Origin of the sequence: Rhizobium sp. CFBP 8752, from assembly GCF_014842035.1 — a bacterium.
GTDB lineage: Bacteria > Pseudomonadota > Alphaproteobacteria > Rhizobiales > Rhizobiaceae > Neorhizobium > Neorhizobium soli.
This window is the reverse complement of the sequence record NZ_JACYUZ010000001.1, coordinates 1,696,946-1,713,442: the sequence shown is the minus strand read 5'-3', so window position 1 is coordinate 1,713,442 and position 16,497 is coordinate 1,696,946. Positions and strand designations below refer to the sequence as shown.

At 60.1% G+C, this 16,497-nt stretch carries 16 protein-coding genes; 11 read left to right on the top strand and 5 right to left on the bottom strand.

Annotated elements, in window-relative coordinates; all coding sequences use genetic code 11:
- Positions 1 to 2 precede the first annotated feature (2 nt).
- The 6 genes from IFT59_RS08205 to IFT59_RS08180 all read left to right on the top strand — a co-directional run bounded on the left by IFT59_RS08205 (position 3) and on the right by IFT59_RS08180 (position 6,498).
- A complete protein-coding gene (locus tag IFT59_RS08205; protein WP_192086601.1) occupies positions 3 to 1,175 on the top strand; it encodes an ABC transporter ATP-binding protein in 1,173 nt (390 codons plus the stop codon).
- 103 nt (positions 1,176 to 1,278) lie between these two features.
- Positions 1,279 to 2,040, top strand: coding sequence for a sugar phosphate isomerase/epimerase family protein (locus IFT59_RS08200; protein ID WP_192086600.1), 762 nt, complete (start codon positions 1,279 to 1,281; stop codon positions 2,038 to 2,040).
- 26 nt (positions 2,041 to 2,066) lie between these two features.
- Entirely contained in the window at positions 2,067 to 3,203 is a 1,137-nt protein-coding gene (locus IFT59_RS08195; protein WP_192086599.1) for a Gfo/Idh/MocA family protein, read from the top strand.
- Positions 3,204 to 3,271: 68 nt separating this feature from the next.
- Positions 3,272 to 4,318: an L-glyceraldehyde 3-phosphate reductase gene (gene mgrA / locus IFT59_RS08190; RefSeq protein WP_192086598.1), complete on the top strand. Its 1,047-nt coding sequence runs from the start codon at positions 3,272 to 3,274 to the stop codon at positions 4,316 to 4,318.
- Positions 4,319 to 4,403: 85 nt separating this feature from the next.
- Positions 4,404 to 6,014 carry a glycoside hydrolase family 43 protein gene (locus IFT59_RS08185; RefSeq protein WP_192086597.1) on the top strand — a complete coding sequence of 537 codons (1,611 nt, stop codon included), beginning with the start codon at positions 4,404 to 4,406 and terminating at the stop codon, positions 6,012 to 6,014.
- Positions 6,015 to 6,156: 142 nt separating this feature from the next.
- Positions 6,157 to 6,498: an RcnB family protein gene (locus tag IFT59_RS08180; protein ID WP_192086596.1), complete on the top strand. Its 342-nt coding sequence runs from the start codon at positions 6,157 to 6,159 to the stop codon at positions 6,496 to 6,498.
- Positions 6,499 to 6,585: 87 nt separating this feature from the next.
- Here the strand turns inward: IFT59_RS08180 and znuA are convergent, their stop codons facing one another.
- The gene (gene znuA / locus IFT59_RS08175; RefSeq protein WP_113112168.1) at positions 6,586 to 7,569 is read right to left on the bottom strand and encodes a zinc ABC transporter substrate-binding protein ZnuA; all 984 of its coding nucleotides are present in this window, start codon (positions 7,567 to 7,569) and stop codon (positions 6,586 to 6,588) included.
- Between the two features lie 115 nt (positions 7,570 to 7,684).
- On the opposite strand from znuA, the gene IFT59_RS08170 reads away from it, so the two are divergent.
- The 3 genes from IFT59_RS08170 to IFT59_RS08160 are packed head-to-tail and all read left to right on the top strand — an operon-like array spanning position 7,685 to position 9,874.
- The gene (locus IFT59_RS08170) at positions 7,685 to 8,635 is read left to right on the top strand and encodes an ATP-binding cassette domain-containing protein (protein WP_446737831.1); all 951 of its coding nucleotides are present in this window, start codon (positions 7,685 to 7,687) and stop codon (positions 8,633 to 8,635) included.
- Entirely contained in the window at positions 8,628 to 9,455 is an 828-nt protein-coding gene (gene znuB, locus IFT59_RS08165; RefSeq protein ID WP_192086594.1) for a zinc ABC transporter permease subunit ZnuB, read from the top strand. Before IFT59_RS08170 ends, znuB begins: the two co-directional genes overlap by 8 nt.
- The gene (locus IFT59_RS08160) at positions 9,452 to 9,874 is read left to right on the top strand and encodes a Fur family transcriptional regulator (RefSeq protein WP_192086593.1); all 423 of its coding nucleotides are present in this window, start codon (positions 9,452 to 9,454) and stop codon (positions 9,872 to 9,874) included. Before znuB ends, IFT59_RS08160 begins: the two co-directional genes overlap by 4 nt.
- A gap of 9 nt (positions 9,875 to 9,883) precedes the next feature.
- On the opposite strand, the gene IFT59_RS08155 is transcribed toward IFT59_RS08160, so the two are convergent.
- Together IFT59_RS08155 and IFT59_RS08150 are read right to left on the bottom strand one after the other, a co-directional pair.
- Positions 9,884 to 10,411 (bottom strand): gamma carbonic anhydrase family protein, encoded by a 528-nt coding sequence (locus IFT59_RS08155; protein ID WP_192086592.1) that lies wholly within the window; start codon positions 10,409 to 10,411, stop codon positions 9,884 to 9,886.
- A gap of 22 nt (positions 10,412 to 10,433) precedes the next feature.
- A complete protein-coding gene (locus tag IFT59_RS08150) occupies positions 10,434 to 11,120 on the bottom strand; it encodes a fumarylacetoacetate hydrolase family protein (RefSeq protein ID WP_192086591.1) in 687 nt (228 codons plus the stop codon).
- Positions 11,121 to 11,339: 219 nt separating this feature from the next.
- Here IFT59_RS08150 and IFT59_RS08145 point away from each other — a divergent pair, with 219 nt between their 5' ends.
- Entirely contained in the window at positions 11,340 to 11,603 is a 264-nt protein-coding gene (locus IFT59_RS08145) for a hypothetical protein (protein ID WP_062457099.1), read from the top strand.
- Between the two features lie 104 nt (positions 11,604 to 11,707).
- On the opposite strand, the gene IFT59_RS08140 is transcribed toward IFT59_RS08145, so the two are convergent.
- Positions 11,708 to 14,287 carry an HWE histidine kinase domain-containing protein gene (locus tag IFT59_RS08140; protein WP_192086590.1) on the bottom strand — a complete coding sequence of 860 codons (2,580 nt, stop codon included), beginning with the start codon at positions 14,285 to 14,287 and terminating at the stop codon, positions 11,708 to 11,710.
- A gap of 21 nt (positions 14,288 to 14,308) precedes the next feature.
- The gene (locus IFT59_RS23360; RefSeq protein WP_342366080.1) at positions 14,309 to 15,517 is read right to left on the bottom strand and encodes an AraC family transcriptional regulator; all 1,209 of its coding nucleotides are present in this window, start codon (positions 15,515 to 15,517) and stop codon (positions 14,309 to 14,311) included.
- Between IFT59_RS23360 and dusA the strand changes: the two genes are divergently transcribed.
- Positions 15,494 to 16,459 carry a tRNA dihydrouridine(20/20a) synthase DusA gene (dusA, locus tag IFT59_RS08130; RefSeq protein WP_249407514.1) on the top strand — a complete coding sequence of 322 codons (966 nt, stop codon included), beginning with the start codon at positions 15,494 to 15,496 and terminating at the stop codon, positions 16,457 to 16,459. The two genes, IFT59_RS23360 and dusA, sit on opposite strands and share 24 nt — an antisense overlap.
- Positions 16,460 to 16,497: the final 38 nt, after the last annotated feature.

Genomic DNA, 16,497 nt, shown 5'->3' with positions numbered 1-16,497 from the left:
CCATGACCACTCTTTCCGTCCAGACACCACACACCAACGCATTTCCCCCAGGGGCAACCTCGTTGCCCGAAGCCTCTGCCGTATCGGGCGAGCACAGCGTCTCGATCCGCGACCTGTCGCTGTCCTTCGGGGCAGTCACCGTTCTCGAAGACCTGAACCTCGACATTCACGATGGTGAATTCCTGGTTCTGCTCGGGTCCTCCGGCTGCGGGAAATCGACGCTCCTCAACTGCATCGCCGGCCTGCTGGAGCCGACAGATGGCCAGATCTTCATCAAGGGCCGCAACGTCACCTGGGAAGAACCCAAGGATCGCGGCATCGGCATGGTGTTCCAGTCCTATGCGCTTTACCCGCAGATGACGGTCGAAAAGAACCTGTCCTTCGGCCTGCGGGTTGCCGGACTGCCGAAGGAAGACATCGCCAAACGCGTCGCGCGTGCTTCGGCGATCCTGCAGATCGAACCGCTTCTGCAGCGAAAGCCTGCAGCTCTTTCTGGCGGACAGCGGCAGCGTGTCGCCATCGGCCGTGCGCTGGTGCGCGATGTCGACGTCTTCCTGTTCGATGAGCCGCTTTCCAACCTGGACGCCAAGCTGAGGTCCGAGCTGCGCGTCGAGATTAAGCGGCTGCATCAGCAGCTCAAGAACACGATGATCTACGTGACCCACGACCAGATCGAGGCACTGACGCTGGCCGACCGCATCGCCATCATGAAGAGCGGTGTCATCCAGCAGCTTGCCGACCCGGTCACAATCTACAACCGCCCGAAGAACAAGTTCGTCGCAGGCTTCATCGGTTCACCCTCGATGAATTTTCTGGATGGTGAACTTGCGGAGGAGGGCGGCCGTCCGGTCTTCAAGACCAACGGCGTCAGCTTCCTGCTCGATGGTTACAGCGCATCTGAACCGTTGACGCCCGGGCGCAAGGTCGTCCTCGGCGTCCGTCCGGAGCATATCAAGGTCGATGCCGATATCGCCGGTGAGGAGGTCCATGAGGCGATCGTCGACATCGAGGAGCCGATGGGTGCAGACAATCTTATCTGGCTGAAACTCGCCTCCCACACACTCTCTGTCCGCGTCGGCGGGGCCCGTCGTTACGCGGTCGGATCGAAGGTCCGGCTCGGTTTCGACATGACCATGGCGTCGCTGTTTGATGCGGCGACCGAGGAGCGGATCTGATCCTCAGCTTTTAAACAGTTCACCTCTCCCCAGGAGGGTGACCAGCCGTGGGGGCGGTATTCTCGCTTTCCGCGGACCAAAGTTTCATTTCAAGGAGAATGACATGACGACGCTCGGTTTCCAGCTTTACAGCGCCCGCAATTTCCCGCCGCTATCCGATGTTCTGAAACTCGTGGCCAGTCACGGCTACCGTGAGGTCGAGGGCTATGGCGGTCTCTACGGGACACTCGATGAAGCGGGTCTCCAAAAGTTTCGTGCAGAGCTCGATGCCAACGAACTCACGATGCCCACAGGCCATTTCGGTCTCGACCTCCTCGAACAGGAGCCTGACCAGGCACTGCTGATCGCAAAGACGCTCGGCATCAGTGCCATCTATTGCCCCCACCTCGCAGCCGATCAGAGACCCACGGATGCGGAAGGCTGGTTCGCCTTCGGTCAGCGCCTGCAGGAAGCCGGAAAACGCTATCAGGACGCCGGCTATACATTCGGTTGGCACAACCACGATTTCGAGTTCAAGCAGTTGCCGGATGGCTCCACGCCCCAGGAACAGATCTTTGCCGGCGGCCCTGATCTGAGTTGGGAAGCGGATATCGCCTGGGTCGTCCGTGGCGGCGCCGATCCGTTCACCTGGATCGAAAGCTACGGCAAGAAGATCTCGGCGGTTCACGTCAAGGACATCGCGCCAGCGGGCGAGAACACGGATGAAGACGGATGGGCCGATGTCGGCCATGGCACCGTGCCGTGGAAAGATCTGATGGCGGCACTGAAAAAGACACCCGCCAAGCACTTCGTGCTGGAGCACGACAACCCGAAGGATATCGAGCGGCTCGCATCCCGTTCGATGGCCGCCTTCAAGACCTACTGAATTCAGATATTGGATCGGAGTTTCCCATGACCAAGGAACTTGGCGTCGGCATCATCGGATGCGGCAACATTTCCATGACCTATTTCGCGCTGTCTCCGCTGTTTAAGGGGATCAAGGTTCTGGCCTGCGCCGACCTCAATCCCGAGGCGGCGCGGCTGCGGGCAGCTGAATACGGCGTGAAGGCGCAGACCATTCCGGAGCTGCTCGCCAATGACGAGCTGGACGTGATCGTCAACCTGACGATCCCGGCCGCGCATTTCGAGGTCTCGAAAGCCATTCTCGATGCCGGCAAGCACGTCTATTCCGAAAAGCCGCTGACCATCACGCTGGAAGAGGGAAAGCAGCTGCAGGCCCTCGGACGGGAAAAGGGGATGGCGATCGGTTGTGCCCCGGACACTTTTTTGGGCGGCGCGCACCAGCTGGCGAGGAAATTTATCGATGACGGCGGCGTTGGACGCATCACGTCGGGTACATGCCATGTCATGAGCCCAGGCATGGAAATGTGGCACCCGAACCCCGGCTTCTTCTTCCTCAACGGCGGCGGGCCGATCCTCGACCTCGGGCCGTACTATATCGCCAACCTCGTCAACTTCCTCGGTCCCGTCAAACGGGTCGCGGCATTGACGTCGATGGCCAATCCGACGCGGACGATCACCAGCGAACCGCTGAAGGGACAGAGCATCCCTGTCGAGACCCCCACCAACATCCATGCTCTGCTCGAGTTCACGGCAGGCGCAACGATCACGCTCTCGGCCAGCTGGGATGTCTGGTCGCATCGTCATGCCAATATGGAACTCTACGGCACGGAAGGCTCGATCTACGTCCCCGACCCGAACTTCTTCGGTGGCGTGGTGGAAGCAAGCGGCCGCGGCAAGGATATCCAGCCGCTCAAGGACTGGGATCATCCCTTCAGCAAAAACAACCAGGAGCATCCGACGAACGGCCCGCGCGCCAATTATCGCACCGCAGGTCTGGCAGACATGGCAATGGCACTGATCGAGGGGCGAGACATCCGCTGCTCGATCGACCGGGCGCTGCATGGCGTCGACGTCATGACCTCGATCCTGAAATCCGGAGAAGAGGGCAATTTCGTTGCGACCACAACGACCTGCACTCAACCGGCCGCGCTCGGCATCGATGAAGCGCTGGCGCTTCTTGTCTGATACTCTATGACGTGCACGGCGCCGAAGAAGAGGTCGGCGCCGTTTTTCATTCGGAGGATTTTTCAGAGATGGCTTGGCACCCGGCGGACAACCGCTACGACACCATGAAATACAATCGCTGCGGCCGGTCCGGCCTCAAACTTCCGGCAATCTCGCTGGGCCTGTGGCACAATTTCGGTGACGACACCCCGCACCAGCGCAAGGTCGATATCTGCAGAAAAGCCTTCGATCTCGGCATCACCCATTTCGATCTCGCCAACAATTATGGCCCGAAGGCTGGCAGCGCCGAAACGGCCTTCGGCCAGATCCTGCGCGATGAGTTTCATGGACTGCGGGATGAACTGATCATCTCGTCGAAAGCCGGCTACAACATGTGGCCCGGCCCCTATGGCGAATGGGGCAGCCGCAAGTACCTGATCGCATCCTGCGACCAGAGCCTGAAGCGCATGGGTCTCGACTATGTCGATATCTTCTATTCGCACCGCTTCGATCCGGATACGCCGCTGGAAGAGACCTGCGGCGCGCTGGATCACATCGTTCGCTCGGGCAGGGCGCTTTATGTCGGCCTCTCGTCCTACAATTCCCAGCGCACCCGGGAGGCTACGGCGATCCTGAAGGCTCTCGGAACGCCGGTTCTCATCCATCAGCCGAGCTATTCGATGATCAATCGCTGGGTCGAGGAAGACGGTCTGCTCGACACGCTGGATGATCTCGGCGTCGGCTCGATCGTGTTTTCGCCGCTGGCTCAGGGCATGCTCACATCGAAATATCTGGGCGGCATTCCAGAAGACAGCCGTGCCGCCCAGGGCAAGTCGCTGCGCCCGGCCTTCCTCAACGACAAGAATGTCGAGAACCTCAAAGGTCTGAACGCCATTGCCGAAAGGCGAGGCCAGACGCTGGCGCAGATGGCGCTTGCCTGGGTTCTACGCGGCGGCCGCGTGACCACGGCGCTGATCGGCGCCAGCCGTCCGGAACAGGTCGAGGATTGCGTCAAGGCGCTGGAGAACCCGGAGTTTACGGCAGACGAACTGTCCGAGATCGACGGTTTCGCCAAGGAAGCCGATATCAACCTCTGGGCAGCATCGGCCGAACGCGAGGGTCCCGGCCGCAAGTGAACCTCCCCACAGCGGGAAACAACGGGATGCAGACTGAGGAGAGCAGTCTGCATCTTAGAGACCTAGTGCATACCGGAGGAAATTCATGATCCGCAATCCCATCCTGCCGGGTTTCAATCCCGATCCATCGATCTGCCGTGTCGGCGAGGACTATTACATCGCGACCTCCACATTCGAGTGGTATCCGGGCGTTCAGATCCACCACTCCCGCGATCTCGTGAACTGGACGCTCGTGCGGCGACCTCTGGAGCGGAAAAGCCAGCTCGACATGCGCGGCAATCCCGACAGCTGCGGCGTCTGGGCACCGTGCCTTTCCTATGCGGACGGATTGTTCTGGTTGGTCTACACCGACGTGAAACGGTTCGACGGCAGCTTCAAGGACGCTCACAATTACATCGTGACCTCGCCGACAATCGAAGGCGACTGGTCGGATCCGATCTATGTCAATTCTTCCGGCTTCGATCCGTCGCTGTTCCACGATGACGATGGACGAAAGTGGTTCCTGAACATGCAATGGAACCACCGGACCGAAAGCTTCGGCGGCGCGCCGCAATCTCCCGCGTTCGACGGCATCCTCATGCAGGAATGGGACGCCGGGACGAAGACGTTGAAGGGCCCGATCAGCAACATCTTCCCGGGCAGTCCGCTCGGGCTCGTCGAGGGCCCGCATCTCTTCAAGCGCAATGGCTGGTACTATCTGACGACGGCAGAAGGCGGTACCGGCTATAACCACGCCGTGACGATGGCCCGGTCCAGGACGATCGGCGGCCCCTATGAGCTTCATCCCGATAACCATCTCATCACGTCCAAGGATGCACCGGAAGCTGTGCTGCAGCGGTCCGGACACGGGCAATATGTGGAGACGCCGCAAGGCGAGGTCTATCATACACATCTTTGCAGCCGACCGATCGAACCGCATCGCCGCTCACCTCTCGGGCGCGAGACGGCGTTGCAGAAATGCGTCTGGAAGGACGACTGGCTCTATCTCGAACATGGAGGCGTGGTTCCCGCCGTCGACGTCCCCGTAACGAACAGCGCGGCGGTGACGTCGGATACCGGTCGCGTAGCGCACCGGTTCGACACGGCGGTGCTGCCGAGCGAATTCCAGTGGCTGCGCACGCCGGAGCCGGAGCGGATCTTCAGCCTGACGGAGCGCCCCGGACATCTGCGCCTGATCGGCCGGGAAAGCATTGGTTCCTGGTTCGAGCAGGCGCTGGTCGCCCGGCGGCAAGAGCACCATCGCTACCGCGCCGAGACGGTGGTCGATTTCTTACCCGATACGTACCAGCAGGTGGCAGGCCTTACCCACTACTACAATCGCCACAAGCTGCATGCGGTTGCCGTCACGCTGCACGAGAAGCTTGGCCGCGTCGTAACGGTACTGTCATGCCCCGGCGACTTCCCTCATGCAAAGCTCGTCTGGCCAGCCGGAAGCGGCGTGCCGGTGCCGGACGGACCGGTGCATCTGGCAATTGAGGTCGATGACAATGATCTCCAGTTCTTCTGGCGCGCCGGTGGAGCGAGCGACTGGGAGCCGATCGGACCGATGCTGGACGCCTCTGTCATCTCAGACGAAGGTGGACGCGGCGAGCATGGCTCATTCACCGGCGCGTTCGTGGGCGTGTTCGCCTTCGATACATCAGGTCGTGCGAAGCATGCTGACTTCGACGACTTCGTGTACAAGCCGACCGAGTGAAGAACTCCCGAAGCGCTTAACTTCCGGTGTTAGGATCAGACGCCAAGACACTAGGATCATTACGTAAGTTTAATATTGCATTCATTTCGCGTTCATCGGTTGGGCTCTAATTCTCTCGTGTGTTCAATACGAGGAAACAACCATGAAGAAGTTCATCATTGCCATGCTAGCCGCAACGGTTCTGGTCGCCCCGATCGCCTCCACGGCGCAGGCGCAGGACTGGCGCAAGGGGCAGGAGCATCACCGCCCGGCCGGCAAGCACGTCGTCATTGAGAAGAAGAAAGTCGTCGTCACCAAGAAGCGCTTTGTGCGCGGTCACCGCATGACTCAGGCCGAGCGTCGCCATATGGCGGAAGTCCGCGACTATCGCCGCTACCGTCTCTCGGCCCCGCCGCGCGGCCAGCGTTGGGTGAAGGTTGATAACGACTTCATTCTCGTCGGCATCACCAGCGGCGTGATCGCAAACATCATCTCCGGTCGTTGAACTGAGTTGGGGGACGTCGAGTGATCGACGTCCCCCAACTATCTCTGATCGGCATCGCAGGTCGCAGCACCGCGAATTTCTAAGGGATCAGGAAGCCTGCGAGAGGCAGGTCTTCAATGAGGTCGCGAGACCGCGCATCAACTCGAAGTAGAGGTCCGGCCCCTCGGTCAGTGCGCCTGCTTCCGGATCGAGAACACCGGAACGCGCCTTGCTTCCTTCCGTCACGACCTTCACCAGCTTCGGCTCGAACTGAGGTTCTGCGAACACGCAGGTGGCGCCCAGCTCCTCCACCTTCTGATGAATTTCCTTGACGCGCTCAGCGCCTGGAATGGATTCCGGGCTGACCGTGATCGAGCCTGCGACCTTCACGCCGTAGCGGTTCTCGAAATACTGATACGCATCGTGGAAGACGATAAACGGCTTGTCCTTGACCGGCTCGAGCGTGGTCTTCAGTTCCGTATCGAGTGCATCGAGCCTCTTCATCAGGTCTGCGCCATTCGCCTGATATGTCGTCGCGTTTTCCGGGTCGGCCTGCACCAGCGCCTTTTCGATCTCCTGCGCCATCGCCTTGGCATTCATCGGGTCGAGCCATAGATGCACGTCATTGCCGTCATGGTCGTGGTCGCCGTCGTCCTCCGCGCCGGCTGCGTGATCCTCGCTGCCGTGACTATGTCCGTGATCATGGCCTTCCTCTTCGGCTTCCGGCTCGAACACACCGCCCTCGCGGAACTTCAGTTTGGTCAGGCCCGGCGCGTCTTCCAGGCTTACCACGGCAGCCTTGGCGCCGAGCGCCTCAAGCGGCTTTTCCAAAAACGCTTCCATGCCATGGCCGACCCAGAAGATCAGGTCGGCTTTCTGCAGGGCCGACGCGTTGGATGGGCGCATGTTGTAGGTATGCGGGGAGGCCGCGCCCTCGACGATCAGCTTCGGCTCGCCCACGCCTTTCATGACCGAGGCGACCAGCGAATGGATCGGCTTGATCGAGACAACGACGCTGGGTGCATCGGCAAATGCATTCGATGCGGTCATCAGGGCCGAGCATGAGAGGAGGAGGGTTGCGGCAAATTTCATCGGATAGCTCCTTGTGAAATGACGTAATGTTATTACATCAATTGCGTTATGCTATAACGTGTGCGATGAGGGTCTGCAAGAGGCCTGACAACAGGATTTTTAGACGACCATGCTGATGAGAAACCGGGCCGACCTGCCGCTTGGAGATCATGCAAAGGACGCAGCGAAACTCGTATCGCTGTCGAATGCCGGCATTTTCCGCGATAATCGCTGGCTGGTGCGCGGCGTCGATCTGTCGATTGCCCGCGGCGAAGTGGTGACGCTGATCGGACCCAATGGCGCCGGCAAGTCGACGACCGCCAAGATGGCGATCGGCGTCCTGAAGGCGGACGAGGGCACCGTTACCCGCAGCAGCGATATGCGCATCGGCTATGTGCCGCAAAAGCTTTCGATCGACTGGACGATGCCGCTTTCGGTTCGTCGCCTGATGCGGCTGACAAGCTCGATTTCCGATCAGGATACGATGGCAGCGCTCGAAGCGACCGGCATCGCGCATCTGGCCGATGCCGAAGTCCGGCACCTGTCGGGCGGCGAATTCCAGCGCGCGCTGCTGGCCCGCGCCTTGGCACGCAAGCCGGACCTGCTGGTGCTGGATGAGCCCGTGCAGGGCGTCGATTTCGCTGGCGAGGCAGCGCTCTACGATCTGATCCGCAAGATCCGCACCACGACCGGTTGCGGCATCCTGATGATTTCGCATGATCTGCACATGGTGATGGCGGGAACCGACACGGTGATCTGCCTCAACGGTCATATCTGCTGCCGTGGCACGCCGGAAGTTGTCAGCCAGAGTTCGGACTATGCCAAGCTGTTTGGCGCCAACGGCCGTGCGCTCGCCGTCTATAGCCACAATCACGACCATACCCATCTGCCGGATGGTCGGGTCCAGCACCGCGACGGCTCGATCACCGATCATTGCCATCCCAAGGACGGCCATCATCACGAGCCTGCTGCCGGGCACGACCACGACCATTGTGACCACGAGCACCATCACGATGGTGCTCACGACCATCGCCACGATGGCGACCACGCCCACCACCATCACGGCGAGGGCAAGCCCCATGCTTGACGACTTCTTCACTCGCGCACTGATCGCCGGCGTCGGCGTGGCGCTGACAGCCGGACCGCTCGGTTGCTTCGTCGTGTGGCGGCGCATGGCCTATTTCGGCGACACGATGGCCCATTCGGCGCTGCTCGGCGTGGCGCTGTCGCTGTTTTTCGAGCTCAATCTTCTTCTGTCGGTGTTCGGCGTCGCCGTCCTCGTCTCCGGCCTGCTGCTCCTCCTTCAGCGTCGCCAGTCGCTGTCTGCGGATGCGCTGCTCGGAATCCTCTCCCATTCGGCTCTGGCGATCGGCCTTGTCCTCGTTGCCTTCATGACCTGGGTTCGGATCGATCTGATCGCCTTCCTGTTCGGCGACATCCTGGCGGTCACGCCGTCCGATATCGCTCTGATCTGGGGAGGCGGTATCGTCGTCGTCGCAGCGCTCGCATTCCTCTGGCGCCCGCTCATCGCATCGACTGTGAGCGAAGACGTGGCGGAAGCTGAGGGCATGCGGCCGGCGCAGGCAAAGCTGTTCTTCATGCTTCTGATGGCGCTGGTCATCGCGATCGCCATGAAGATCGTCGGCATCATGCTGATCACCTCGCTGCTGATCATTCCAGCCGCGACGGCCAGACGCTTTTCGGCGAGCCCCGAATGGATGGCGGTCTTCGCCTCGCTGATCGGCGCTGCGGCGGTTGTCGGCGGTCTTTTCGGCTCTTTGACCTATGATACGCCGTCCGGCCCTTCCATCGTGGTGGCCGCACTCCTACTTTTCATCATGAGTTTGCTTCCCGCCTTCGGCCGCAAAACGAATGAGCGGGCAACCAATAAAGGAGTGCGCGGATGAACGCCCCGATCGTCAATCCGGCCCTGACCAAGAACCAGTCGCTGGTGTTTGATGCGCTGGACCGTGCCGATGGGCCGCTCAGCGCCTACACGATCCTCGACAAACTGCGCGACCACGGCTTCCGTGCACCGCTTCAGGTTTACCGTGCGCTCGACAAGCTGACCGAGTTCGGCATGGTCCACCGGCTCGAAAGCCTCAACGCCTTCGTCGCCTGCGCCCACCGGGAAAGCGAATGCTGCGGAAAAGGTCATGGCCACGGCACGGTTGCCTTCGCGATCTGCGAAAGCTGCAGCCAGGTGCTGGAATTCCACGATCACGAGGTCGATCACCACCTTACCGACTGGGCATCCAGCAAAGGCTTTAAGCCATCAAAGACGACGATCGAGATCCGCGGCATCTGCGAGAAATGCGCAGCATAACCTGTGTGATCACAGGGCTCTGAGATCCCGGGAAAACCGCTTCCAGTTTTCCACATAGCGCGCCGCAGACTGCGGCAGCCGCTCGACAGCGTCATCATCCAACGTACGGATCGCCTTGGCAGGCGATCCCACGATCAGTGAATTGTCGGGGAAGTCCTTCCCCTCGGTCACAAGCGCATTTGCGCCCACCAGGCAGTTCCGGCCGATCCTTGCGCCATTCAAAATGGTCGCACCCATGCCAACCAGCGAATTGTCGCCGATAATGCAGCCGTGCACGATCGCATGGTGGCCGATCGTACAGTCCGAGCCGATCACGACGGGGTAGGCGGGATCGGTATGCACCATCACGCCCTCCTGGATGTTTGACCGCGCGCCGACCGTAATCGGCTCGTTGTCGCCGCGTAGCGTCACGCCGAACCAGATGCCGACATCCTCGCCCAGTTCCACCTTGCCGATCACGTTCGCATCCGGCGCTATCCAGAAGCGGTCGGGTGCGGGCAGTTTCGGCTGGAATTCGCCAAGCGCGTAGATCGGCATCTGTTGATCCCCGGTTCGTGCTTCAGACCACTGAGAGAGAGAGTTCGCCGACACCCTCGGCGCTGCAGGTGATCGTGTCGCCCTTGACGATCGGGCCAACGCCGGCGGGCGTTCCGGTCATGATCACGTCACCGGGTGCAAGCACGAAAAGCTTCGACAGTTCGGCGATAATTTCCGGCAGTTTCCAGATCATCTGGTTGAGGTTGCCGGACTGCTTGCGTTCGCCGTTGACCTCAAGCCAGATCGCACCTTCCTGCGGGTGCCCGATCTTGGCGGCCGGGACGAGTGCGGAGACGGGCGCCGAATGTTCGAACGCCTTTGCCGCTTCCCACGGCCGGCTCATCTTCTTTGCCTTGTCCTGCACATCGCGCCGCGTGAAGTCGATGCCGATCCCGTAGCCATAGACCTTGGACAGGGCTTCCTCGACCGGAATGTCGGCGCCGCCACCGGAAAGCGCCATCACCAGCTCGACTTCGAAATGCACATCGGAAGAGACCGGCGGGTAGGGAAAGGTGTCGCCATGATAGAGATTGTCGGAATTTTTCTGGAAGAAGAAGGGCGGCTCACGCAAGGGATCATGGCCCATTTCGATGGCGTGGTCGGCATAGTTGCGGCCGACGCAATAGACCCGGCGCACCGGGAACTGTTCGGTCTCGCCCTCGACATCAAGAAGCACGGGCTTGGGGGCAGGGATCACGGTAGCGCGCATCGAAAAAAATCCTCCGGTCATCAATATGCGTCCTTTGTCCACCAATTCGGCCGACAATCCTAGCCCGATTTCTGCACAGCCGTACGGCTGGCGTGAATTTCCGCTTTGCTATAAGGGAAAGCGCATTCGGCAAATATGCCGGCCATGCAACCGAACAAGGGCCGGCTTGTTGAGCTGGCGTCTCTCTAAAGACAGCACGAAAACGAAGGTTCTTCACCGATGACGAAACAGCCCAAACTCGAACATTCAGAATTCGCCGGTGAGTTCGAAGACGATGGCGTCACCGTGCTCGTCGATATCTATCGCCCGGCCGATACCAATGGCGACTGGACGCTCGAGGTCATCAGCCAGACGGAAGTCGTGACCAGCTGGGAAGAGACGTTCGCGACCGACAAGGACGCCTGGGAAGAATTCCTCGCCACCGCCGAACGCGATGGCATCAAAAGCTTCCTCGAAGAGGACGACGGACAGTCGGTTCACTGAACGGGCTGTCATGCTGGGAACCTGCCGGTTGAGGTCATTGACCGCAGTGGGAGCAGGGAACGTCGTTTCAGAGCGGATGAATGACGAGAGCGCGAGCACTTTCGTCAGCCACCTTCGACAGTCGCTTTCGTCAGCACCTGTTGCACGGCGCGCGCAAGATGATCACGCTCATAGGGCTTCTGGATGACGACCTCACTTTCCTTTCTGCGCGCGATCGCCAGTTCGTTGCCGTAGCCGGTCGCGAAGATAAACGGCGTTCCGGCTTGCCCGAGCTTGGTCGCAAGATCGAAACTTGTGCCGCGACCGACATTGATGTCCAGCATAGCGAACTGGAAACTCTGCTTGGCAAGCAACTGTTCGGCTTCGGCAATAGTGGAGGCGAGGTGAACTTGAACCGCGCCCAGCTCGTACAGCATGTCCTCGGCCTCCAGTGCGATGAGCATGTTGTCCTCGACCAGCAGAACCTGCGCATCGTGCAGTAGTTGCTTTGGGGGGAGGCTGGTTGCTTTCAGGGTATCGGGCTCAAGCATCGTCTGCGCCGGTGCCGGGTCTTCAGGCGCAATGATCACATAATTCAGCGGGATAAAGAAATCCGCTTCCAACCCGGCCAGCAGGAAGCGGACCTCTGCCGTTCCCTTCAGATCGAACGGAATCGTTTTCTCGACGATGACAGACCCAAACCCTCGCCGTGTCGGCGCAACCACGGCCGGGCCGCCGATTTCCTTCCATTTGATGTAAACGCCTTCACCGTCGACCGAGTCGACGGTCACCTCTATGCGGCCGTTGGCCGAAAGCGCGCCATGCTTGCAGCTGTTGGTGACGAGTTCATGAACCACCAGCGCAATGGTCGACATCGCCTGTGGCTGCAGCAGAACGTTCGGCCCCTTCAAGGTAAATCGACCGCGTACGCCGTCATGTGCCGCGATCTCATCCTGAAAGATGCCGGCGAGCGGCGCCGGGCCCCAGCTCTGGCGCGTGACGCGGTCATGGGCTCGTGCGAGCGCCTGCACCCGTCCGCCGAGCGATTCGACATAGCTCGCGACATCAACGGCCGTGTGGCTTGTCTTCGTCATGAGACTGCGGATCAGCGCAAGGATGTTGCGGACGCGGTGATTGAGTTCGGCAATCAGCACTTCCTGACGTTCGGAAGCACGTCGTCTCTCGTCGCTGGCGCCGTCCGAATAGCGCAGGATGACTTCGATCAGTGCCTGTCTGATCGCTTCGCCGATGCGCTGATCGCGATCGGAAAAGGGGTTGGATTTGCCGCGGACGAGTTCGGCGAATGCTGCGAAGCTTTTGCGGGGCGATATGCGTTCGCTCTCGGTGCCTGCTTCCGCTGGCTTTGCAGGATTGCCACCCCACCTGATCTCGCTCAGCCGCTCGCGGCGGAACAGCAAGATATAGTCGCGCGGAACCCGCGAGATGGGGATCGACAGCATGCCGGCGGCGCGGTCCGCTGTCTCGCTGCACGGCGCATGGACCGAAGCCAAGTTGTCGGTCGTGAAGACCCGGCTCGGCGAGGCGGCGTTCAGATGATGCGCCAGAGAGATGACATTATGTTCCGACGGAGTGGCCCCGTGAAGATGAGCTTTGCCGCGACGGTAAATTGCGACACCATCGCAATCCAACATGTCGCGCGTCATGTCCTGCAGCCACTGAGCATCTTCCATCAACGATTCATCACCAGCAATCATCGTAATGACGCGATCAGCCAAAGCACGTGCGCGATGCTCGTGCTCCTCGCTGCCGCGCCGCAGACGGCTCTCCAGCATCATCGAATACATCGCGCCGAACAGTTCCGATGCGGTCCGCATGATGAAGCTCGGCAGGCGCGGTCCATTGGCATGGCATGCGATAAGCCCCCACAGCTTTTCCTCGACGACGATCGAAATGGATAGGGAGGCACCAACCTCCATGTTGCGCAGATATTCGATATGGATCGGAGACACGGCGCGGCTGATCGACATCGACAGGTCAAGCGGTGGCGTGACCGCGTCCGCGGGAGGCAATAACGCCACGGTCGGTGCTGCGACGTCGGCTATGATGCGGAAGGGGTTGCGCAGGTACAATTCGCGCGCCTGGCGTGGGATATCCGACGCGGGATAATGAAGCCCGAGGAAGCTGTCCACCCCGGCGCGTGTTGATTCCGCGATGACTTCGCCATGGCCGTCTGTGTCGAACCGATAGATCATTACTCGATCAAAGCCGGTGATCGCCAGGACCTGTCGGACCGCATCTCTGTGGAATTTCTCGATTGAAGGAACTTTGGTCAGACGCGCAGCCATTGCGCGAACCATCGAAGCCGCCTCCACCCGTTCGGTCTTTTGTGTCCGTTCGCCTTCGACAATCAGAAGATCGCCCTGAAAATGGATCGACAGATCGACGTTGGGCAATCCCTGCACCAGCTTCACGTCGAAGATTCTCTCTCCTGTCGTTGACGCCAAAATCGCCATCCGGTTCCGGATGTCGTGGAGCGCCGTCTCACTGATCCACGTGTCGAAGCGCGTGCCCAGGAGTTTCTCCGGTTTGACGGTGAAGAATGTTTCGCAGTTCTCGGATACGCGAACGATCGTCCAGTCGTTCGACATCGCAACGAGGAACGCGAAGTTCTGGATCTCTTCGAGCCGCGTGATCGGCTCCCTATCGCAGACGATCAGACTGGCATCTGTGTACTCATAGCCCATTGGTGGCCCCCGCCATTTTGCCTAACGTTGCAGACGATATTTCAGCGGAGAGGTCCCCATCACGTCATGAAACGCCCTTCGAAACTGTGGTGTGCCCTTGTACCCGACTGCCCCGGCAATCGCGTCGATGTTCAGGTCAACCTGAGCAAGGAGCGTGACAGCTCGCGAGATGCGCCGCCGTTGAACAAACGAGTGTGGATTTTCCCCGGTCGTTGCCTTGAAGGCGCGGGAAAAGTGGAAACGGCTGAGCCCGGCAACAGCGGCCAGCTCGGCCAGGCCGACTGTTGCCTGCAGATGCCCCTCCACGAAATCCGTGACCGCGGCGATCTGTCGGTCCGACAGACGCCCCTGCCTGTCGGCCATGACCCCGAAAACCTCAAGCGATGCCAGCAGGCAGACGCTCTCCGCGTGGAGCTCGTCCACATGAGGCGCCCTGAGAACCGCTTCAAGTTTCTTGAGTGTGACGCGTAACTGTGGATCGCGCGAGTAAGCGAACGGCGCAGGATCCCGCTCCGCATATCTACCAGCCAGATCTTCGCGGATCGCCTTTGGATCGAAATACATAGCGACAAATCGGTTGGTTCGTGGCTGAGGCTGGCACCAGCCCTCGATGCCGCAGCCCTTGGGCACGAAGGTGATCGTGTCGCGCAAGTCCTTTTTATGGAGCGTCGGAAGACCGTCCACGCGCAGCTCACCATCAGTGAGAGTGATATCGTGCAACGCGAGATAGTGGTTCTCGCCACGGCTTCTGAAGTCATACGGTTCAGCACCGCTCAGCTCGACATACTCGGCCGAAAATCCGTTCAAGTCGAACGCCGCCCGTGCGACATGCGCCATGGCCGGCTCTGCAAAATCTATCTCAAGACCGCGAGAAGAACTCATATGCCTGAATAGCACGCATTTTGCTCGGATTAAACAAAATTTGCTACTGAAGGGTAGGGTTTGCACCTTGGTTGGCGACCGCTCACCTTCGATGGCATCTCGTCCGTCCAAAGTCGAATTCCCTGTAGAAGAGGCTTTCACCTCGAGACACAGCCCATCTACGCTCCAGCCGGTTCCAATCCGCACCAACCTGGCGACAACGCATTTTTGCCGTTTGTCTTTCGCCAGGCTCAAAATCTTGTTATCCGTGCCGCCACGCACCGGAATAGTCGCTCGGAACCAATGCCAACGCATCCTCATAAAAAAGTCTTCGCTGTCGCCCCGATGATCGACTGGACCGATCGTCACTGCCGTTTCCTGCACCGGCAGCTGTCGTCGCGCGCGCTTCTTTATACGGAGATGGTCGTCGCCGATGCGATCATCCATGGGCCGCGGGAGCGGCTCTTGTCCTATTCGCCGGCAGAACATCCTGTTGCCTTGCAGCTCGGCGGCTCGAATGCGGAAAAGCTGTCCGAGGCGATCCGGATCGCCGGTGACTACGGTTACGACGAGATCAACCTCAATGTCGGATGCCCCTCGGACCGGGTGCAGTCGGGGACGTTCGGTGCCTGCCTGATGCGCGATCCTGCGCATGTTGCAGACCTCGTCACAGCCATGAAGAAGGTTTCACAGGCGCCTGTGACCGTCAAATGCCGTATCGGCGTTGATGATCAGGAGCCGGCCGAAATACTGCCGGACTTTCTCGCGCGAATGATTGGTGCCGGTGCCGACGCGATCTGGATCCATGCCCGCAAGGCCTGGCTACAGGGACTGTCGCCGAAACAAAACCGCGAGGTTCCTCCACTGGATTACGATCTGGTCCATCGGATGAAGCGTGAGAACCCGGATGTGTTTCTCGGGATCAACGGCGGTATTGCCGATCTTAAGCAAGCTGCTGAACACCTTGAGGTGATGGATGGCGTCATGCTCGGCCGCGCTGCCTATCACAACACCGGCTTGCTGGCGGGCGTCGATGCGCTTCTGGATGGAAGACCTGAGTATCCAGACCCTGACTGGATGGCGCTGCGCGACGCGATGATTGCCTATGCGGATCAGGTTATCGCCTCCGGTGGCAGATTGCATCACGTGACGCGTCACATGGTTGGTCTGTTTCAGGGTTATCCCGGTGCGCGTCGGTTCCGCCAGATCCTGTCGTCGGAGGCGACGAAGCCTGGCGCTGGGACCGAAATCCTGACCGCTGCGTTCGCGGCGGTGGATTTGAGCTCCGGGCTTGAAAAGGCGGCCGGATAAGCCTTTTGGGATCGATATCCCGTACCCAAGGCGCGTTC